The sequence below is a fragment of the uncultured Devosia sp. genome, from assembly GCF_913055165.1.
Taxonomy (GTDB): domain Bacteria; phylum Pseudomonadota; class Alphaproteobacteria; order Rhizobiales; family Devosiaceae; genus Devosia.
In genome coordinates this window covers 17,662-36,891 of the sequence record NZ_CAJXJS010000038.1, presented here as the reverse complement: position 1 = coordinate 36,891, position 19,230 = coordinate 17,662, and the positions used below count along the sequence as shown (strand labels likewise).

Below are 19,230 nucleotides of genomic sequence, written 5' to 3'. Positions count from 1 at the left end.
AGTGGTTAAATCCATCAGACTGTAAATCTGACGCCTCAGGCTACACTGGTTCGAATCCAGTCCCCTCCACCACCCCCATGAACCTGACAACTTTCCCAGCACGGCATTTGCCAAGTGGCCGGGCCTGGTATCGCTACACACGTTTCAGCGGTCTGGTTCTGCGGCGGGACTGCTTGCCGGAGCGCGGTAAAACCGCTACCGCTCCAGTCATGAGCCGCAACAAATTTCCGCCCAAGCCCAAATACGATCCCGACACCGGGCCAGTCTATCTCTATGGCCTGCACACGGTCCGCGCCGCGCTCGACAATCCGGGCCGCATCAAGAAGGCCCTATTGGCCACCCCTAATGCCCTGAACCGGCTCAAGGAAACTGGGGAGATCGGCAAGGTGCCGGTAACCGAGACCACCCCCAAGGAACTCGATCGCCTTTTGGGCGGCGAAGCCGTTCATCAAGGTGTGGCGCTGGAAGTTGACCCGGTCAGCCGCTTTGGACTCAACGACATTACCAAACTCAGCCTCGTGGTCGTGCTTGACCAATTGACCGACCCACACAATGTCGGCGCTATCCTGCGCACCGCCTGCGCCTTCGGCGCCGATGCCGTCATCACCACCGCCCGCCACTCGCCACGAGAGACCGGCGTGATGGCAAAAGCCGCCTCGGGCGCGCTCGATCTCGTGCCCATGATCGAGGTGCGCAATCTCGGCGACACGCTCGAAAATCTCAAGGAACGCGGCATGTTAGTGCTGGGTTTTGATTCGGAAGCTGAGGAGCAGCTGCGTCCGCGCACAGATTCGATCCCGCTGGCCGTGGTCCTGGGCGCAGAAGGCAAGGGGCTGCGGCAGCGTACAAGAGAGCTCTGCGATGAGATGGTCCGGCTCGACATGCCCGGCCCCATCAAGTCGCTCAATGTTTCCAACGCGGCAGCCATAGCGCTGTTTGCCGCCACTGCAGGTAAGATCAAGTGAGCCAGTTTGAGCCATTTGCGATGGCCCTGAGGTTGTCCGGCGTCACGGTGCCCCAGAAGGAATTGGATATTGCGCTCAAACAGCTCTCTATACGCTACGAACCCGAGGACGTAGAGAACAGCCATTACGCCCAGATCGACGTGCCAGTCGCCAACCCGATCCGGGCAATTCTGGACCTGGCGGAGCGCTCGGGCGTCGCCATCGCCACCATGCTCGAGGACCGACGCATCGGCAAGGCAGTGCTCGATATTGCATTCGACTATCCCAGTGAGGGCGAATCCATGTCAGCCCGCCTGCCCGCACATGCCGCCGCGGCCATAGCATTCCATGGCATCGACATCGAAATTTCAGTCTATCTGACTGACGTCGAGGACGATGAAGACTCATGAGCACCGCTCCTGTAGCTGTAGAGAGTGATACGGATTCTCCAAATTCGAGAGATCACTGAAGAAATAAATTAGTAGCTTCATAGACTTAAGACAAAGCCCATCCAGTTGGAACGGAATCGGTCCTTCCACCGCCCAAGCTTGGTTGGGCACATCTGGTATGGGCAAGTCCGCATGGCTCGTATCGGCAACCGCCTAGAAAGCCATGTTGACCGCAGCACCATGTCGGAGTGGCATAGCTATAGAATCGATGTGATGAGACGCTCTCCATAGAGTTTCCATTGTTGGGGGGAGCTCTTCCATCTTGTCATGAAGGTCCAGAAGTCCGGGCCTGTCATCCTTAGCGATGAATGATCGTGCTTCCGAAGTTGGGCGGAACAAACTCGCTCGGGAAAGCGACATCGGAGAGGGGGCCGTCACACTTGGGACGGCAGCTAGGCGCCCCATTTCAGATGAGGTGGATGGCTCCCGCTCCCGGCATCTGAGTGCCAAAGTGGGTTTGCTATCAGGGCCCGCGGCGAGGTCTACCAAGCTCGCCGTACCCCAGGCCTTGCAGCGTAAAATCAGAGAGTCCTGAAGCAAGATCCAGTTCGAGCCAATTAAACGGCTCCATGAAGTTGTGAGAGCGACGCGATGTGATGGCGAAACCGGTCAGGCCGGAAACAGGGACAACCCGTCGAATGTCTGAGGCATCATAGCCTAGATTTCAGATTGGGACCCTGTTCGCCGACCCCATCAGGGCCAGCAGTCTCTACTGACTGCATCAACAGGCCGGACAGAAGACTGCACTCGACCAATGCGCCAGAACACCGAATTACCTCTTGCAATGCGGGGGCCAACCACAGAAGACATTCGTGTTGTCTCAGCCGCATCTGACAGCTGCCGGCCCGCTCATGCCGACGCCCTTCCTCAACGGGGTGGGGATGGGACTGTCCGTTTGAGACAGTTCAGCCGTGTAGGTAATCATGGCTGCTCACCAACGGGTATTGCGAAGCGTCCGCGTCCCTGCCGGTCAACGATTGGAGGACTGACGGCAGCCCTCGCTCAACGAACGGCGTGATGCCTGAGGCCATTTTGGACGTCATCGACGTGTTCGTCCAACACCCCTGCCTCCGCCGCGAAATCGGGCCAACGTTCCACGGCGTCGACAACCGCATCGAGCAAGCTCTCAACACGTGCGGCCTTCAGGCCGGCGGTTCTACCAAAAGTGATCAGGTCGGTGCGGTCAAAGCCGTCACGTTTGCCATTGAGGCTCATCTGGTGCCGGTTGGTCCATTCCCCACTAGGGTTGTAGGCATAGGCCACGTCGAATGCGGGAGACAGCCGCCACTGGCCGTCTCGATCCATGAGATACGCGATATTTTTGGGGTGATCGTCCTGATTGCGGCCAACCACGTTAAAGAGCGCACGCAGCACCTGCTGTTCAATGTCGTGGTTTTCCGCATCGAGGCGCCGAAGGACCTGTATGGCCTGCTCGTATGAATGGGCGCCGGCAACATTGAAATCGTAGTGCATCATCGCGGTCAGGGATTGCATATGCAGCTTGCCGCCTCCATTAGGCCGATCGAAACGACGGGTCATGAAGTGCGCTCGGCCATTCTCCAAGTGCAGCCGACAACGGCTCATCTCGATACCGCATGCCGTGGCCATCAGGTGATAGGCGAACTCTATCCTGCCGAACCCTTGTGGATCGACGAGCTCCTTGTCGGAATTCTTGTCGACGCCATCAAACTTGAGCAGCCAGTGTTCAAAGTCCGCTTCGGTGTTGACCTGGCCCGAGCGGAATTCACCTGTCCTTTCGTTCCAAGACAGTACGGCCTTCGCCCGCGCCCCGCCGGCGGAGGTGCCGACCCTGAGGATGTCCTCCATGGCGTGCTCATCGTCGGCGATGCCGGACAGCTTGCCCTTGAGGCGGCCCCTCTCATCGAGGATCTGGTTCGCAACATCGACCAATTCGCCGATGTTGACCTTGCCTGCCCGCCGGGTGGCCGCGTTCGTCGCCGGTTCGAACTCCAGTGCCCCAACCCCGCGCGTGCCGATGTAGCAAAGGCGCTCAACCGGATTGAAGGAGTTGGGGGCGCGGCCCTGACGGGCAAGCCAGGTATCGATTAGCTTGTTACCGTACTTGTCCGGCAACGAGTCCGCGAGCAGACCGGGTAATCCCTTGAAGGTATCTCGCGGGAGGGCAGGAAACGAGTAAGGCAGTGTCCTCGACGGCATGGTCAAGGGAGCGATTTCGATGCCAGATTCCACCATTTCCGGAGCGAACTGGAACACGCCATATTGCCTGGAATCGTCCCAAGAGACGGCGCCGACCTGTGTGCCCCAGAGCTTGACAGCAGCGTCCGTCATTGTTCACCCCACCGGAACGGCCTTTTGGGCGCCGGACTGTCTTTCGTGCTAGCGCGGAGTCGCTCCCTGCCGCGCTGCTGCACGCGTTCCATAGGTCGGATTTGGGGATCAGGAAGCAACGCCTCCAGGTGCGATCCCAGGCCCAGGGCGGAAATGACTCGAACCAAGCTATCAATGGTTCCGCCTTCTCCCGCTTCGAGTCGGACCAAGGTGCGTGTCCCTACACCCGCCTTGTTAGCCAGGTCTGCCTGCGTGACATTGGACGCTAGTCTCAGCCGCCGCAGCCGGTCCCCAAGGTCGGCTACGATTTGCCCGCTGCTCGCAATGGCATAATCCACGGTATCTGCCATATATGACCTTTTAGCTTAATTTAGATGTTAGAATATGCCGATTACGGCCGATTATGTCAATATGCCAAAAGTGGCCTTTAAGTGACGACAGCGGCATTTTACGCGCCATTATAGGCTGATTATGTGTACCTATGATGGCGCGGAATAGTTCGCGCGTGGCGCTGGTTCCGCTCAGAGGAGAAAGCTGAAGCCGCGGCCGGTGCAGGGCGCGATACAACGGGGCCGTCCATACACGGCACCAATCATGCCGTTTGTCGGATCCTGATGCGGGGGCCGCAAACAGCCTGACCGCACGCCAATATGGACAACTAACCGCACCCTAGGTGGTAGCGCCGAAGGTTCCAAGCCGACGGGGACCGACGCCTGGCGCAAGTACTACAACGAGGTTCGTCCTCACTCGGCGATCGCATACAACGTCCCGATCGCGTTGCAGAATCCCGGTGGCGCCACCAGCCCGTCATCGTGAAGAAAGCCGGAAAACTCTACTCACCGGCGATCCAAAGATTGGTCTCAGTGCACAAACCCAAGGACTCTCCGTAAAACCGGAGGGGACTGGCGGCCCTTTTATTTTGTCGGACTATGAGTGACAATCCGATTGCCCAAATTGGGAAACTTCGATTCCATGGACACCAAAAAAATCAATGAAATCAGTCCAGATTGGAAATTTCGATTCACTCTCTACAGCTCCGACCAATTGGGCCGGCAATATCGCCTTTGGCGCCTCCTCCGTGCTGCATCCGGCGACAGTTGAACAGGCTCAAGCGGCGGTACGCTCGTCCCACAAGGTTCGCGTCCTCGGCTCCGGACACTCCTTCAATCGTATCGCCGACACGAACGGCACATTGATCTCGCTTTCCAAGCTCAAGCGCAACATCAGCATCGACGCCGAGGCTCAAAGCGTAACGATTGACGGCGGCGCCACCTATGCCGATATCGCCCCGCAGCTCCACCGCGCAGGGTTTGCGCTGGCCAATGTCGCCTCATTGCCCAGTATCACCGTGGCAGGTGCGGTGGTGACCGCCACGCATGGGTCGGGCGACGGAAACAAGAACCTTTCCGCCGCCGTTTCGGCCCTCAAGCTGATCACCACCGATGGCGAGTTGATCAGCCTGAAGCGCGGCGATGCCGCCTTCGAGGGTGCAGTCGTGAGTTTGGGCAGCCTGGGCGTGATCGTGGAACTGACCTTGGACATCGTTCCCAGCTTTGACATCCGGCAAAATGTCTATCTCAACCTGCCCATGGCAACAGTCACGAACCGGCTCGATGAACTCATGTCGCGCGCCTACAGCGTGAGCCTGTTCACGCGCTGGCAAGGCGAAACAACTGACCAAATCTGGGTGAAAGCGCGGGCCCAAGCGGGAGAACCTGCGGAAGAGATCTTTGGTGCTACACCGGCCACAATCCCATGCCACCCTATTCCCGGAATGGATGGTACGTCGTGCACCAGACAAATGGGCGTGGTAGGCCCCTGGCACGAGCGGCTATTCCACTTTGCGATCGGCAGTACAGCATCCGCTGGCGCAGAGCTTCAATCGGAATTTTTCGTTGCTCGCAAAGACGCGCCCACAGCAATCGAAGCCTTGCACGCGGTGCAGGACACCTTCGCCCCTGCCCTGTTCATATCCGAAATCCGCTCGGTCGCCGCCGATAATCTGTGGCTAAGCTCGGCCTACCAGCAGGACACTATCGGCTTTCATTTCACCTGGAAGCCTGATTGGGAGCCAGCCCTGTCGGCCATTGGGGCGATTGAAGCAACGCTCCGGCCCCTCCGCGCCCGCCCACATTGGGCGAAGGTGTTCACCATGCCATCGGATGAGGTTCAGGCGCTGTTCCCGAGACTGACGGATTTCTGTGATTTGGCTGACCGCCTCGACTCTGCAAGCAAGTTCCGCAACCGGTTTGTGACCGATCTTCTGTTCGCCTAAACGACCCTATAGACCTGTCACATCTGCGGTGATGATGCTGCGACCGAAGATACCATGCGCTTTTGGCACAAGACGGACGACTGAGTAGCCGCGCGCCTCAAGTTCAGCGAGGAAGTCAGGCAACAGATCCACAGTCCGCTGATGGATGTCGTGGAACAGGATAATGCCGCTTCCACGCGCTTCCAGCCGATCGAGCGTCCGATTGGCCACGGACTGTGCGCTTTCCTTGTAGTAGTCCTTGCTGTCGATGTCGACGTCGAGAACGACCATGTCCCCGTGAAGGAGGCTGGTGCGCAAAAATCCCGTTTGCGCCAGATAAGGAAACCGGAAGAAGGGGGAGAGCATGTCCGCGCCTCCGAGGGCCTCGGCCACGGCGGCCTCGCCCCGCGCGATTTCGTCGAGTGCGGCTTGACGCGAAAGGTTGGCCAGGTTGGTGTGATCGTAGGTGTGGCTGCCAACGGTGTGCCCCCGCAGAGCCACCTCTCGTGCCAGGGCCGGATTGGCCGCTGCCGCCGACCCAAGCATCAGGAAGGTACCCTTCACCCCATATCGATCCAGCGCGTCCAGTATTTTAGACGTCTTGCCGGCTCGAGGGCCGTCATCAAATGTAAGAATGACTTCGCCGGGGCGCAGCACAATCTCGGATGTTGATGCCACCTCCAGCGTCCGCCCGGCCAACTGGCTGGCGCCAAGAATCTTGTTCGGCATGGCTTGGTTCATTCTGGCGGAGGCGCTGCGGGCCACTCCTCCCGTAACCACATCGTCACGAGATGCGGCAGCACCGGCAGTCAGAGAAGTATGGCTGACTGGCTTGGCGCAACCAGCCATGGTGAGTGCGAGCAGGCCCGACAGCAACAACGCAGAAAAGAACCGCAAATCAGAGCCCACCCGTCCAAATCAAGTGGACTCACTTTTGCCAATTATGGTTAACGATCCCCTCGCAAAAGCTTAAGGATTACTTACCCGCCAAAGTTTTGGCTTTCCGCCCAAGAGTATCGAGCGCACTGAGGAACGCAGACCGGTCGGCGGCGCGAAAGCCGGCATTGTACCCAGCAATTTCCCCGGTCTCGCGTAGGTGCTGCTTGAGGTCGCGCATTGCGAGCGCCATTCCAATCGAAGCCGTGGTGAATGGCTTGCCGGTGAAGCCGAGCACGTGACACCCCTTGTCGATGGCTCGGCTGGCGAGGGGAATGTCGGCCGTCAGCACAATGTCATTGGCCGCAGCGTTCTCCGCGATCCAGTCATCGGCCGCATCTGCCCCTGCCGGAACCACCACCACGCGCACCATCGGATCGCGCGATGGCCGGATGCCGCCATTGCTGACGAAGGTGACCACCAAGCCTAGCCGTTCGGCGACTCTGCGTGCCTCCTCCTTGACCGGGCAGGCGTCGGCATCGACGAAAATCTGGGGGTCAGGCATGGGCCACGATATCCAGGATAAAGCGCAACCGCTCGGCTACCGGAGCCAATGGCAGTTCGACAACCTCGTAGCCCGTCTCTTCGTAGGCGTCACGCAAGGGACCATAGATGCGTTGTGCGTGTTCCCAACCTTCCGTTCGCTCCTCGTCATCGGCGTAGATTTCGCGCCAGGGCGGGGCGAAGAAAGCCTTGCGATTGTAGCGATAGAGCCAGGCGGCACGGGTGAAATGATCCGTCTCGCTCAGCTTCATGATGCGGCCATAAGCTACGAGGTCGGGGATACCCCTGTCACAAAGCGCTGGCCCCTTGGATGCCCTGAGCGTCTCATGGGTCTGGATGTCACGGTCCAGCATCAACTCGGCAAAGCGTGCTGCGTCGCGCCATTGCAGAGCCGGACCGTCAACGGCCGACTGAACCTGGATAACCGCTCTTGCGGCCTCTCGGCCAACGCGAATGCCATGGGCCGCCGCCGCTTTGAGCAGCGTGGTCTTGCCCGCACCGGGGGCACCGGTCAGCACGAACAGGCATTCACCAGCATAGGTCATGCTGTTGCCTCGCAAACATTTTTTGGGGGTCGCGGCGCCATGCCGCTCGTTCACCCTATCCAACGCGTGAAGGTCAGTAAACCACCACGCTGCGAATGCTCTCGCCCGAATGCATCATGTCGAAGCCCTTGTTGATGTCTTCGAGCCGAAGAGTGTGGGTAATCATGGGATCGATCTCGATCTTGCCGTCGAGATACCAGTCGACGATTTTCGGTACGTCCGTGCGGCCCTTGGCGCCACCGAACGCGGTACCCATCCAGGTCCGACCTGTTACAAGCTGGAACGGGCGCGTGGAAATCTCCTGCCCTGCCCCGGCCACGCCGATGATGACCGATTTACCCCAACCGCGGTGAGCACACTCGAGCGCCTGACGCATAACCTTGGTGTTGCCGGTGCAATCGAACGTGTAGTCGGCGCCGCCGATAAGGTCCCCTCGCCGCTTGGTTAGGTTCACGATGTAAGGAACCACGTCCTCGCCGATTTCGGTGGGATTGACGAAATGAGTCATCCCAAAGCGTTCGCCCCATTCCTTCTTGCCGTTGTTGATATCCACGCCAATGATCATGTCGGCACCTGCCAACCGCAGACCCTGGATGACGTTGAGGCCGATGCCCCCCAGTCCGAAGACGACAGCAGTAGAGCCGATCTCGACCTTGGCCGTGTTGATCACCGCCCCGATGCCGGTGGTCACGCCGCAACCGACATAGCAAACCTTTTCAAAGGCGGCGGCCGGATCGATTTTGGCCACGGCAATTTCGGGCATGACCGTGTAGTTCGAAAAGGTCGAGCAGCCCATGTAGTGAAAAATAGGCTTGCCTTCGTACGAGAAGCGGGACGTTCCATCGGGCATCAGTCCCTGCCCCTGCGTCGCGCGGATGGCGGTACACAGATTGGTCTTTCCCGACCGGCAGGAATAGCACTCACGGCATTCAGGGGTGTAGAGCGGAATGACATGGTCGCCCTTCTTGACCGAAGTGACGCCTGCCCCCACATCGACCACTACACCAGCGCCTTCATGGCCCAGAATCGACGGGAAAAGCCCTTCGGGATCGGCACCACTAAGAGTGAAGTCGTCCGTATGGCACAATCCGGTGGCCTTGATCTCAATGAGAACTTCACCTGCCTTTGGACCTTCCAGATCGACCTCGACAACTTCAAGGGGCTTTCCGGCAGCAAAGGCGACGGCGGCGCGGGTTTTCATTGCAAGCATCCTCCAGATTCCGTGGCTGGAAGATGGCACGCACCTGAGGCGCGCCGCAACCGTCAGCTGCTCCCGCTTCCAAGGCTCAACATGACATTGACCGCAGAGGCGAGGATAAGCGTGTTGTAAAGATGCGAGAAGACCAGATGATAGACGACCAAGCGGCGCATATTGCTGCTGGTAGTCTTGGTGTCCGAGGTAGCCACTGATGTGCCCACGGTATAGGAGAAATACATGAAGTCCGCCCCATCTGGGTCGCTATCGCCCTGAAATTCCAGCCCGCCTTCGACCTCTCCGTCTTCCCCGGTGGCCGGCGCCTGATAATATTCATAGGCATAGTGAAGGGCCCCGAGAGTCTGGACCGTGAACCAGCCGAGAAGAACGGATATGACGCTGGCTACGACCTGCCAGGGATCAGGGTCCTGTCCACCGCTCAATGCGAGGAACAGCGACACGATTGAAGCCATGACGACGATGAAGACAATCAGGAAGATGCCTGCGCCCGGTGTGTCCTCCTCCTGCGCGTGCTCCCGCAAGTAGTCCGATGTCAGGTGCGGCAGTTTGATATAGGTCAGACCCAGGAAGACAACAAACAAGACATTGCTGCCCAGGCTGACGGCATAATCCGGCAGCAGCCAGATGGCTGTCGCGAGCGCCGCCGCTCCACACACAAGGCTTAGGTAGAAAGGCGCATGCCGCGGCATGAGCCGCTCCACCACCTTTTGCCGGAGCAGGACTGGATGGCGCGCGTTGCGCGGAGCATCGCGCCGCGTGCCGTGGTTACCAGTTGCCTTTGCCTTAGCTTTAACCATTGGGTCCGAAAAGCCATCGCCGGTTCAAACCCGGCAACGGCTTAACGCGCTCTAGCCCTGAATGGCTCCCGGACCCGGCTCGGCGCCGGGTGGAACCTTGCCCATTATGATCATGCCCAGAACTTCGTCCTTGGTGACATCCGAAGTCTTGGCCTGGCCCACAACCTGCCCATTCTTCATCACCACAACACGATCAGCGAGATCGAAGACATCGTGAATGTCGTGGCTGATCAGAAAGATGCCAATGCCTTCGGATTTGAGCTGCTTGATGAGTTCACCGACCTGCGCAGTCTCCTGCGGGCCGAGCGCTGCCGTCGGCTCGTCCATAATCAAGATGCGGGCGTTAAAAAGTATGGCCCTGGCAATAGCTACTGACTGACGCTGTCCACCCGAAAGCGCCTTAACTGGCTCCTTGAAGCGGCGGAAGTTCGGATTAAGCCGCCCCATCACCTCACGCGCCTTGGACTCCATCGCGGCATCGTCAAGTGTGCCGAGAGACGTCACCATTTCGCGGCCGAGAAACAGATTGGCGGCGGCATCGACATTATCAGCAACAGCAAGCTGCTGATAAATCGTCTCGATACCATAGGCCTTGGCATCGCGTGGATTGTTGATCGTGGCAGCCTCACCGTTGATGCGGATATCGCCCGCGTCACGCTTGTAGGCGCCAGAAAGGATCTTGATCAGGGTCGACTTGCCCGCGCCATTGTGCCCAAGCAGGCCGACCACTTCGCCGGCGTGCAAATCAATCGAGGCATGGTCGACAGCCCGGATGCCGCCGAAAGAGATTGAAATATCGGTCATTTCGACCAGTGGCGTGCCGGTATTCAGCATAACGCGACTCCTAATGCTTGTTCCGGCGGTAGAGCGTGTCTAGCCACACCGCGAAGACCAGAACGATACCAACCACGATGGACTGGAGCGGGCTGTCGATCCCCATCAGCACCATGCCGGATTGCAGCGACTGCATCACCACCGCGCCCAGAAGAGCTCCTGCAATGGTTCCGACACCACCGGCCAGCGATGTGCCACCGATGACCGCCGCGGCAATGACGTAGAGTTCATCCAGCGTGCCGAGGGCATTAGTGGCTGCGTTGAGACGTGCGGTCGAAATAGCCGCCGCTATCGCGCAGAGCGCTCCCATCAGCATGAAAATCTTGACGGTCACCCAGCGGGTGTTGATGCCCGCCAGTTCGGCCGCTTCCGGGTTGCCGCCCATAGCGTAAACATAGCGGCCGAAGCGGGTCCGAGTGGCCAGGAAAGTCATGACCACGCCGACGCCCACGGCGATCAGCACCGGAATGGCGATGCCGTGCGAAATGAACAGCCCCCCCTCCGGCACAGTAATGCCGTTGGCTTCCGCGAAATTTTCGGCGATGCGGACCGGCCAGGGATAGGCATTGGCGACCCAGACAGCCGCGATAGTTGCACCGCAACCAATGACTGCGAGCGATACTTCTGCCCAGACGGGTCGCAACGGGAAGTTGAACCTCTGCCGCTGCCGCCGTCCGAAGTAGATACCCACCACGATGGCGGCACACGCGACCACAGCAACCACCCAGCTCCAGAAGCTGCCAATGGCCCCGGTGGGGCCACCACCCATCAGTTGGAACGTGGAGTCCATCGGCGCGACCGTACGTCCGGCCGTAACCCACCAGGCGGCACCGCGCCACACCAGATAACCGCCGAGCGTCACGATGAATGCGGGCACACGCAGATAGGCGATGATTGTCCCCTGCAAAGCGCCGATACCTACGCCGACCGCCAACCCCGTGGCCAATGACAGCACCCAAATCAGCGGATGGCCAAGGCCCAGTCCAAGTTGCACCGGGAGAATCTGGGTCTGCATGACCCCCATGACCATCCCGACCACACCCAGAATGGACCCCACGGACAAATCGATATTGCGGGTCACGATGACCAGCACCATACCCGTCACCATGACGGCAACCGATGCGGTCTGGACTGACAAGTTCCAAAGATTTCGCGGCGTCAGAAACAGACCACCGGAGAAGAAGTTGAACCCGACCCAAATAATTGCCAGCGCGCCGATCATGCCCAGCAGACGCGTGTCGATTTCCGTGGCGATTAGAAACCGTTGAAACGGATTTTGCACCATCTGGCTGGGATGCGTGGTGCTGGTCATGGCGCGCGGCTCGGCCATAAATTTCCCCCATGAGAACGGTGCGCCCCGTGTGCCGGGGCGCACTCAGGTTGTGGAGTTGCCGCAGCGATAGACGCCGCGGCACTTCCCACTCAACCTATATCAAGTCGTGATCAGTCACACGCCGCAACTGAACCGGCGGCCACCCCCTGGCAGACCACATCCTTGGACACCCAGCCCGCATCAATGACGACGTCGAGGTTGTCTTTGGTGATCGCCACGGGAGCGATGAAGAAGGCGTTCATGGTCACACCCTTCGGGCCACCGGCGAACGGAACGACACCGGTAACGGCATCGAGCGCAGTGCCATTCGCCAGCTCGAGAGCAACTTCAGCGGCCTTCTTGCCCAGCTCGCGAGCATCCTTCCAGACCGAAACGGTCTGGGTGCCAAGTGCGATACGGTTCAAGGCAGCATGGTCGCCATCTTGGCCAGACACCGGGACCGAACCGGCGAGCCCCTGGGCCGCCAGAGCCGCAATGGCACCACCGGCAGTACCGTCGTTCGAGGCGACGACAGCGTCAACATCGTTGTTGTTGGCGGTCAGGAACTGCTCCATGTTCGCCTGGGCGACTTCCGGGTTCCAGTTGTCGGTATACGCTTCGCCGACATTCTTGATGGTGCCAGCATCAATACCAGCCTGCAGCACTTCCATCTGACCTTCGAACAGGAAGTCGGCGTTCGGATCGGCCGAATTGCCCTTGATAAAAACGTAATTCCCTTCCGGCTGGACAGCAGCGACACCGGCAGCCTGGAGCCGCCCGACTTCTTTGTTGTCGAAGGTCAGGTAGAAGGCATCAGGGTTCTCGATGAGACGGTCGTAGCCAATGACTGGAATACCTTCGGCAACCGCAGCGGCCACGGCAGGGCCGACGGCTTCGCTATCCTGCGCCAAGACGATGATGGCATCAGCACCCTGGCTGATCAGGCTTTCAATATCCGTGAGCTGCTTGGACGCCGAAGACTGCGCGTCGGCAGAAATATACTGCGCGCCAGCCGCGTCGAGCACAGCCTTCATGGCGGCCTCGTCAGTTTTCCAGCGCTCTTCCTGGAAGTTGTTCCAGGACACACCCACGACGATCTGATCCTGGGCAATCGCCGCGCCGCAAAGCACGGTGGATGCAAGCAGGACTGCTGCAAACTTTTTCATATCTGTCCTCCCATGGGCAGCACGCTGCCCGCAATGCAAGTCGGCGGTTATACCCCAACCAGGCGCCGCCTCCCTGCGCCCTGAGCATTATTTTCACTGCTCGAAAAAACCTCTCGCATGTTGTCGCGCGCCGTGTCAACGTCCTTTTCCACACTCAAAGACAATCACCGATTGCGATATCGCTTCGGCAATGCTGTTTTGAGCCATGGGACGGGGAGAGGTCCGTTTGACGCGTAACGTCAGCGATAGTGATAGCGTCCGAAGACAGAATCGGGGTTTGATCCTGAGCGCTCTGCGCTCCGGCGGCCCTCAGTCACGCACGGCTCTTGCCGGCATCACTGGCCTGAGCCACGCCAGCGTTACTGCCATCATGCAGGACCTTCTAGCTCAGCGTGTGGTAGAGGAACTGACTAGCCCCGATCGTGCGGACGGTCGCTTGCGAGGGCGTCCAGCAACTCTGGTCGGCTTCCACCGGGCGGCAGCATATGTTGTCCTGTTTGAGGTTGATGTAAATCGACTGCGCACTTCTCTTGTCGACTATTCGGGAGTGCTCGTCGATCGAATTGAAACTCCGGTTACCCCTCAAACCTTTGCTCAAACCAGACCTTCGGCATTCTTTGCCGAGCATCTTGAGAGCCTGCGCACAAGGACTCCGAAGGCCGCACAAACCTTTCGGCGCATCGCGATCAGCGTGCAGGGGATTCTGGATCGCAACGGCGGCGGCTTGAAATGGTCGCCAATCGCCAATCTGGCCGGAACCAGCTTTGCCGACGAACTCGCTGAAATGACCGAGCTGCCCGTGGCACTCTACAAGCGTGGCCGCCTCTTGGCAGAGGGAACGCGATGGCTGGACCCTCGACTAAGCGATGCTAGTGTCGCCACGGTTTTTGTCGGATCCACTGTAGCGATGGGCCTCAGCCAACGCGGCAGCACTACCGGTCGAGACATGGGTGGCGCTACTGAATTCGGACATATGAATCACGTTCCAAACGGAGCGCTCTGCCGATGTGGCATGCGAGGTTGCATTGAAGCCTATGCTGCCGACTATGGCATCTTACGCACCAGCTTTTCTGTTCCAGATACCGCCGCTCCCGCTCCAGCGGTGCCATCCCAACAATTTGATTCGCTTATCAAACGTGCAGAAGCCGGTGACAGGGCGGCCACACACGGTTTCAACCTGGCAGGCCGCGCCATCGGCTTCGGCCTCAGTCGGATGATGGCCATGTTTGATCCCTCTCACATCCTGCTTGTTGGACCAGGGGCACGAGCACTCTCGCTCATGCGGGGTGAGATCGAGTCAGCCCTGTCAGCATCGCTTGTTTGTTCCATCAACGGCCTTCCAGCCATTTCGGCCCATCTTGACGAGCGTGAGCCAATCTTCCGGGGACTGATGATGAAGGCCCTTGCCGCCGTTGACGATGTGGATGTAGCGCCTAACTCCCACGCCCTGCGTTCGGCCTGAGCGTCAAGCAGCACACGCATGGCAGATCGTCACAGTGCACGATTGCGGCGAGCCTAAACGCTATTATTATGAACCGGCCACGAGTTAACCACCGTGCAATTGATACATAGTGTCAACGATCAGACATGCTAGTGTGATTATTGGCCGCCGCGCGAGAATTGTACAATCTTGCATACGGCACAAATCCCTGGGGGCATATTAAACGTGAGTAACATTGTGGTAGTGCCGGTGGTTCTGGCTGGCGGCCAGGGCACCCGACTGTGGCCGATGTCCCGCGCCGCGCGTCCAAAACAATTTCTGCCCCTGACTGGACCAACAAGCCTTTTCCAGAGGACATTGACACGGGTAAGTGACAGCGCCCGGTATGCCGCACCCATTGTCGTAACCAATACCGAATACCGTTTCATCGTGGCCGAGCAGGCCGCGGAGATGGGTTGTCCCCTTGCCAGCATCATGCTGGAGCCTGTGGCTCGGAACACTGCAGTTGCTATCGCTGCCGCCGCCGTTCAGGCCCAGAACCTTTTCGGTCATTCAGTAGTCCTGCATGTGTTGCCGTCAGACCATGATGTCGACACGACATCTGGCTATTGGCACGCTTTGGATGAAGCCGTGGCGGCCGCTCACGCCGGACAGCTTGTGACCTTCGGCATCCAGCCGGGCTCTGCTGAAACCGGTTTTGGCTATATCAAGTGCGATGCCAAGGTTGGGGAAGGAGCGCGCCCGGTGGAGCGCTTCGTCGAAAAACCCAACCTTCAACGCGCGGAAGAAATGTTGGCCGAAGGCGGCTATTATTGGAACTCGGGCATGTTTGTGATTGGCGCCTCGACCTTCCTCGCCGAATGTGAATCCCTGTCACCTGAAACCCTGGTCGCGGCCCGCAACGCCACGCAGCAGGCGCAGAAGGACCTCGACTTCCTCCGTCTGGACGAGGCGGCGTTTGCCATGGCCCCCAACATTTCGGTGGACTACGCCATCTTCGAGAAGACCGCAAAGGCAGCGGTGGTCGCCGTGGACTTTGGCTGGTCGGATCTGGGTAGTTGGGATGCAGTCTGGAAGAACGCCCCACGCGACCCGGCGGGCAATGTGTCTAAAGGCCCCGTCACGCTTGAAGGTGTCAGCAATTCCCTGGTCATCAGCGACCACGCCCATGTCGCTGTGAGCGGGGTGGAAGACGTGACGGTGATAGCTACCAATGACGCGATTTATGTGGGGCGCCTGTCTGCAGCCCAAAAAGTCGGTGAGATGGTCAAGCAGTTGAAGGCCAACCAGACGACTTCAGGACTGACGGAAATTCACCGCACGGCCTACCGCCCTTGGGGCGGCTATTCGTCGGTACTTAACGGAGACCGGTTTCAAGTCAAACGCCTCTTCGTCAAACCGGGCAAGAAACTCAGCCTGCAGAAGCATCACCACCGGGCGGAACACTGGATCGTCGTCCGCGGCACCGCGGAGGTGACCATTGATGGCACCGTCAAGACCCTGTCGGAGAACGAATCTATCTATCTTCCACTGGGCTGCGTGCATCGCCTTGCCAATCCTGGCAAGATCGAGCTCGAACTTATCGAAGTTCAAACCGGATCCTATCTAGGCGAAGACGACATCATCCGCATCGAGGACGAATTCGGACGCAGTTAAGTGACGGGGCCACAACGTCGGGCCACCCAAAGCACCAAATGAAGAAGGGCGCCGGATGGCGCCCTTCTCACTAGAACTTCAGGAACCCATACAATTTGTCGGCGAGTATTTCGGGTGATTGTGTTGCGCCGTTGAGGGTTATTTCGGGGTTTTGGGGTGTTTCGAAGGGGGAATCGATGCCGGTGAAGTTGGTGATTTCGCCGCGGCGGGCCTTGGCGTACAGGCCCTTTGGGTCGCGGCTTTCGGCCACCTCCAGGGGGGTGTCGACATAGACTTCGGTAAAGGCGATGTCCCCGGCGATCTCCCGGGCCAGGCGGCGTTCCTTCTCGAAGGGCGAGATGAACGAGACCAGCACGATCAGCCCGGCATCGGCCATCAGCCTGGCCACTTCGGCCACCCGGCGGATGTTCTCCACCCGCGCCGCCTCGGTAAAGCCCAGATCCCGGTTCAGCCCGTGGCGCACATTGTCCCCATCCAGGATGTAGCAGTGTCGGCCCTCCGCCGTCAGCCGCTTCTCGAGAAGATTGGCTACCGTCGACTTGCCCGAACCCGACAGCCCGGTGAACCACACGATCTGTGGGGCCTGTCCCTTCAGCCGCGCCCGCACCTGCCGGTTCACATCGAAGGACTGATAGGTCAGGTTCTGCGCCCGCCGCAGCCCGAACTCGATCGTGCCTGCCCCCAGCGTCGCATTGGTCAGCCGGTCGATCAGGATGAACCCGCCAGTCAGCGCATTGGCCGCATAGGGGTCGAACGCGATCGGCCGGTCCGTGGCGATCGTCACCGTCGCCACCTCATTGAGGTCGATCTTGGTCGCTGCCGTCTGCTCCAGCGTGTTCACATTGGTCCGGAACTTGAGGTCGGTGATCGTGGCCGGCACCAATTGCGTGCCCAGCTTGAGCAGATAGGACCGCCCCTGGAACGCCGGCTCGTCATTCATCCAGATCAGCCGCGCCTGGAACTGGTTCGAATATTCCGGCGTCTCGCCCGGTCGCGACAGCACATCGCCGCGCGAGATGTCCACCTCCCGGTCCAGCACCAGCGTCACCGCCTGCCCGGCAATGGCCCGATCGAGATCCCCGTCCATGGTCACGATGCGGCTGATCCGCGCCGGCTTACGCGAGGCCGCGATCAGCACCTCGTCCCCCACCCCAATGGCCCCCGAGGCCAGCGTCCCCGAAAAGCCTCGGAAGTCCAGGTTCGGCCGGTTCACCCACTGCACAGGAAAGCGGAAGGGGCTGCCCGTGCGGTCCTCGGCCACCGCGATGGTCTCCAGATACGGCACCAGCGCGCTGCCCTGGAACCATTCCGTCCGGGCGCTCGGGGCAAGGATATTGTCCCCCCGCAGCGCCGAGACCGGCACTGCCGCCAGCGTCTTGAACCCCAAGGGTTCGGCAAAGGCCCGGAACTCGGCCTCGATCCGATCGAACACGGCCTGATCATAGTCCACAAGGTCGATCTTGTTGACCACCAGCACCACATGCTTGACCCCCACCAGCGAGAGGATGAAGCTGTGCCGCCGCGTCTGGGTCAGAACCCCCTTGCGCGCATCCACCAGCACCAGGGCAAGCTCCGCATTGGAGGCACCCGTGGCCATGTTGCGGGTATATTGCTCATGGCCCGGCGTATCCGCCACGATGAACTTGCGCTTGTCGGTCGAGAAGAACCGGTAGGCCACATCGATGGTGATCCCCTGCTCCCGCTCCGCCGACAGCCCGTCTACCAGAAGCGAGAAGTCGATCCCTTCATCGCCCACCGTGCGGTTGTGGCTCTCCTTCTTCAGGCTCGCCAGCTGGTCATCCAGGATCAGCTGGCTGTCATACAGAAGCCGCCCGATCAGGGTCGACTTGCCGTCATCCACACTGCCGCAGGTCATGAACCGCAACAGCGACTTGTCCGTCTGCTGTTCCAGCCAGAGCGCCAGATCAGTATCGGGGCTGGGCATGGCCAGGCTCATCAGAAATACCCTTCCTGCTTCTTCTTCTCCATCGACCCGACGCTGTCGCTGTCGATCAGCCGGCCCTCCCGCTCCGAGGTCCGGCTCGCCTGCATCTCCATGATGATCGACGGCAGATCGGCGGCATCAGACCGGATCGCCCCGGTCAGCGGATAGCAGCCCAGCGTGCGGAACCGCACCATCTCCTCGCGCGGCTCTTCCCCCGGCGCCAGCGGCAGCCGTTCGTCATCCACCATGATCAGCGTCCCCGAGCGCTCCACAACCGGGCGGCGCCGCGCAAAATACAGCGGCACGATCGGGATCTTCTCGGCATAGATGTAGGTCCACACATCCAGCTCGGTCCAATTGGAGATCGGGAACACCCGCATGCTCTCGCCCGGATTGAGCCGCGTGTTGAACGTCCTCCAAAGCTCCGGGCGCTGGTTCTTGGGGTCCCAGGCATGGCTGGCATTGCGGTGCGAAAACACCCGCTCCTTGGCCCGGCTCTTCTCCTCGTCCCGACGCGCCCCGCCAATGGCGGCGTCATACTGCCCGGCATTGAGCGCCTGGCGCAGCGCCTGGGTCTTCATGATGTCGGTATAGCGAGACGAGCCGTGATCAAACGGATTGATCCCCTCACGCACCCCATCCTGGTTGGTGTGTACGATCAGATCGAACCCGTATTCCGCCGCCGTCCGGTCCCGGAACGCGATCATCTCGCGAAACTTGAACGTGGTATCCACATGCAGCAGCGGAAACGGGATCTTGCTCGGATAAAACGCCTTGCGCGCCAAATGCAGCAACACACTCGAATCCTTGCCGATCGAGTACATCATCACCGGACGTTCAAAGCTGGCCGCCACCTCCCGAAGGATCTCGATACTCTCGGCCTCTAGGGCTTGAAGATGGGTGCGTCTCAGCGGGGTCATC

The 19,230-nt window shown here is 59.7% G+C and carries 17 protein-coding genes and 1 pseudogene; 6 read left to right on the top strand and 12 right to left on the bottom strand.

The annotated features are described in order from the left end of the window. Nucleotides 1–209: 209 nt before the first annotated feature. On the top strand, nucleotides 210–965 hold the full coding sequence (gene rlmB, locus QZ564_RS12805; protein ID WP_297110390.1) for a 23S rRNA (guanosine(2251)-2'-O)-methyltransferase RlmB: 756 nt from the start codon (nucleotides 210–212) through the stop codon (nucleotides 963–965). Nucleotides 966–985: 20 nt separating this feature from the next. Beyond that, nucleotides 986–1,354: a hypothetical protein gene (locus QZ564_RS12800; protein WP_297110387.1), complete on the top strand. Its 369-nt coding sequence runs from the start codon at nucleotides 986–988 to the stop codon at nucleotides 1,352–1,354. A 1,041-nt stretch (nucleotides 1,355–2,395) separates the two neighbouring features. On the opposite strand, the gene QZ564_RS12795 is transcribed toward QZ564_RS12800, so the two are convergent. Continuing rightward, complete coding sequence (locus QZ564_RS12795; RefSeq protein ID WP_297110384.1) at nucleotides 2,396–3,703, bottom strand: type II toxin-antitoxin system HipA family toxin; 1,308 nt, start codon at nucleotides 3,701–3,703, stop codon at nucleotides 2,396–2,398. Further along, nucleotides 3,700–4,053 (bottom strand): helix-turn-helix domain-containing protein, encoded by a 354-nt coding sequence (locus tag QZ564_RS12790; protein WP_297110381.1) that lies wholly within the window; start codon nucleotides 4,051–4,053, stop codon nucleotides 3,700–3,702. The genes QZ564_RS12795 and QZ564_RS12790 overlap by 4 nt, the downstream gene beginning before the upstream one ends. Nucleotides 4,054–4,411: 358 nt before the next feature. Here QZ564_RS12790 and QZ564_RS12785 point away from each other — a divergent pair. Both QZ564_RS12785 and QZ564_RS12780 read left to right on the top strand, forming a co-directional pair. Beyond that, nucleotides 4,412–4,519: pseudogene (locus QZ564_RS12785) on the top strand (integrase core domain-containing protein); the annotation flags it as partial. 175 nt (nucleotides 4,520–4,694) lie between these two features. Further along, the gene (locus QZ564_RS12780) at nucleotides 4,695–5,978 is read left to right on the top strand and encodes an FAD-binding protein (protein WP_297110378.1); all 1,284 of its coding nucleotides are present in this window, start codon (nucleotides 4,695–4,697) and stop codon (nucleotides 5,976–5,978) included. 6 nt (nucleotides 5,979–5,984) lie between these two features. Here the strand turns inward: QZ564_RS12780 and QZ564_RS12775 are convergent, their stop codons facing one another. The 8 genes from QZ564_RS12775 to xylF all read right to left on the bottom strand — a co-directional run bounded on the left by QZ564_RS12775 (nucleotide 5,985) and on the right by xylF (nucleotide 13,267). Beyond that, nucleotides 5,985–6,686 carry a polysaccharide deacetylase family protein gene (locus tag QZ564_RS12775; RefSeq protein WP_297110375.1) on the bottom strand — a complete coding sequence of 234 codons (702 nt, stop codon included), beginning with the start codon at nucleotides 6,684–6,686 and terminating at the stop codon, nucleotides 5,985–5,987. A 247-nt stretch (nucleotides 6,687–6,933) separates the two neighbouring features. After that, a complete protein-coding gene (locus QZ564_RS12770; protein WP_297110372.1) occupies nucleotides 6,934–7,398 on the bottom strand; it encodes a YaiI/YqxD family protein in 465 nt (154 codons plus the stop codon). Next, nucleotides 7,391–7,942 (bottom strand): AAA family ATPase, encoded by a 552-nt coding sequence (locus QZ564_RS12765; protein WP_297110370.1) that lies wholly within the window; start codon nucleotides 7,940–7,942, stop codon nucleotides 7,391–7,393. The genes QZ564_RS12770 and QZ564_RS12765 overlap by 8 nt, the downstream gene beginning before the upstream one ends. Before the next feature lie 73 nt (nucleotides 7,943–8,015). Further along, nucleotides 8,016–9,143 carry an S-(hydroxymethyl)glutathione dehydrogenase/class III alcohol dehydrogenase gene (locus tag QZ564_RS12760; RefSeq protein ID WP_297110367.1) on the bottom strand — a complete coding sequence of 376 codons (1,128 nt, stop codon included), beginning with the start codon at nucleotides 9,141–9,143 and terminating at the stop codon, nucleotides 8,016–8,018. 62 nt (nucleotides 9,144–9,205) lie between these two features. Beyond that, nucleotides 9,206–9,847 (bottom strand): DUF1345 domain-containing protein, encoded by a 642-nt coding sequence (locus tag QZ564_RS12755; RefSeq protein ID WP_297110364.1) that lies wholly within the window; start codon nucleotides 9,845–9,847, stop codon nucleotides 9,206–9,208. Nucleotides 9,848–10,006: 159 nt separating this feature from the next. Continuing rightward, nucleotides 10,007–10,789, bottom strand: coding sequence for an ATP-binding cassette domain-containing protein (locus QZ564_RS12750; RefSeq protein WP_297110361.1), 783 nt, complete (start codon nucleotides 10,787–10,789; stop codon nucleotides 10,007–10,009). Nucleotides 10,790–10,799: 10 nt separating this feature from the next. After that, complete coding sequence (locus tag QZ564_RS12745) at nucleotides 10,800–12,101, bottom strand: sugar ABC transporter permease (RefSeq protein ID WP_297110396.1); 1,302 nt, start codon at nucleotides 12,099–12,101, stop codon at nucleotides 10,800–10,802. 131 nt (nucleotides 12,102–12,232) lie between these two features. Then, entirely contained in the window at nucleotides 12,233–13,267 is a 1,035-nt protein-coding gene (gene xylF / locus QZ564_RS12740; protein WP_297110358.1) for a D-xylose ABC transporter substrate-binding protein, read from the bottom strand. Between the two features lie 226 nt (nucleotides 13,268–13,493). On the opposite strand from xylF, the gene QZ564_RS12735 reads away from it, so the two are divergent. Continuing rightward, entirely contained in the window at nucleotides 13,494–14,729 is a 1,236-nt protein-coding gene (locus tag QZ564_RS12735; RefSeq protein ID WP_297110355.1) for an ROK family protein, read from the top strand. A 204-nt stretch (nucleotides 14,730–14,933) separates the two neighbouring features. Then, nucleotides 14,934–16,364, top strand: coding sequence for a mannose-1-phosphate guanylyltransferase/mannose-6-phosphate isomerase (locus QZ564_RS12730; RefSeq protein WP_297110353.1), 1,431 nt, complete (start codon nucleotides 14,934–14,936; stop codon nucleotides 16,362–16,364). A gap of 70 nt (nucleotides 16,365–16,434) precedes the next feature. Here QZ564_RS12730 and cysN read toward each other — a convergent pair whose 3' ends face one another. Both cysN and cysD read right to left on the bottom strand, forming a co-directional pair. Further along, on the bottom strand, nucleotides 16,435–18,309 hold the full coding sequence (cysN, locus tag QZ564_RS12725; RefSeq protein WP_297110393.1) for a sulfate adenylyltransferase subunit CysN: 1,875 nt from the start codon (nucleotides 18,307–18,309) through the stop codon (nucleotides 16,435–16,437). 11 nt (nucleotides 18,310–18,320) lie between these two features. After that, nucleotides 18,321–19,229, bottom strand: coding sequence for a sulfate adenylyltransferase subunit CysD (cysD, locus tag QZ564_RS12720; protein WP_297110350.1), 909 nt, complete (start codon nucleotides 19,227–19,229; stop codon nucleotides 18,321–18,323). Between the last annotated feature and the right edge of the window lies 1 nt (nucleotide 19,230).

What these genes read in the sequence shown, in the direction of transcription:
- QZ564_RS12755 (WP_297110364.1), bottom strand. Translation starts at nt 9,847, where the DNA reads ATGCCGCGGCATGCGCCTTTCTACCTAAGCCTTGTGTGTGGAGCGGCG.
- QZ564_RS12795 (WP_297110384.1), bottom strand. Translation starts at nt 3,703, where the DNA reads ATGACGGACGCTGCTGTCAAGCTCTGGGGCACACAGGTCGGCGCCGTC.
- QZ564_RS12765 (WP_297110370.1), bottom strand. Translation starts at nt 7,942, where the DNA reads ATGACCTATGCTGGTGAATGCCTGTTCGTGCTGACCGGTGCCCCCGGT.
- QZ564_RS12745 (WP_297110396.1), bottom strand. Translation starts at nt 12,101, where the DNA reads ATGACCAGCACCACGCATCCCAGCCAGATGGTGCAAAATCCGTTTCAA.
- QZ564_RS12790 (WP_297110381.1), bottom strand. Translation starts at nt 4,053, where the DNA reads ATGGCAGATACCGTGGATTATGCCATTGCGAGCAGCGGGCAAATCGTA.
- QZ564_RS12750 (WP_297110361.1), bottom strand. Translation starts at nt 10,789, where the DNA reads ATGCTGAATACCGGCACGCCACTGGTCGAAATGACCGATATTTCAATC.
- cysN (WP_297110393.1), bottom strand. Translation starts at nt 18,309, where the DNA reads ATGCCCAGCCCCGATACTGATCTGGCGCTCTGGCTGGAACAGCAGACG.
- QZ564_RS12760 (WP_297110367.1), bottom strand. Translation starts at nt 9,143, where the DNA reads ATGAAAACCCGCGCCGCCGTCGCCTTTGCTGCCGGAAAGCCCCTTGAA.
- xylF (WP_297110358.1), bottom strand. Translation starts at nt 13,267, where the DNA reads ATGAAAAAGTTTGCAGCAGTCCTGCTTGCATCCACCGTGCTTTGCGGC.
- QZ564_RS12780 (WP_297110378.1), top strand. Translation starts at nt 4,695, where the DNA reads ATGAAATCAGTCCAGATTGGAAATTTCGATTCACTCTCTACAGCTCCG.
- QZ564_RS12775 (WP_297110375.1), bottom strand. Translation starts at nt 6,686, where the DNA reads ATGCCGAACAAGATTCTTGGCGCCAGCCAGTTGGCCGGGCGGACGCTG.
- cysD (WP_297110350.1), bottom strand. Translation starts at nt 19,229, where the DNA reads ATGACCCCGCTGAGACGCACCCATCTTCAAGCCCTAGAGGCCGAGAGT.
- QZ564_RS12800 (WP_297110387.1), top strand. Translation starts at nt 986, where the DNA reads ATGGCCCTGAGGTTGTCCGGCGTCACGGTGCCCCAGAAGGAATTGGAT.
- rlmB (WP_297110390.1), top strand. Translation starts at nt 210, where the DNA reads ATGAGCCGCAACAAATTTCCGCCCAAGCCCAAATACGATCCCGACACC.
- QZ564_RS12770 (WP_297110372.1), bottom strand. Translation starts at nt 7,398, where the DNA reads ATGCCTGACCCCCAGATTTTCGTCGATGCCGACGCCTGCCCGGTCAAG.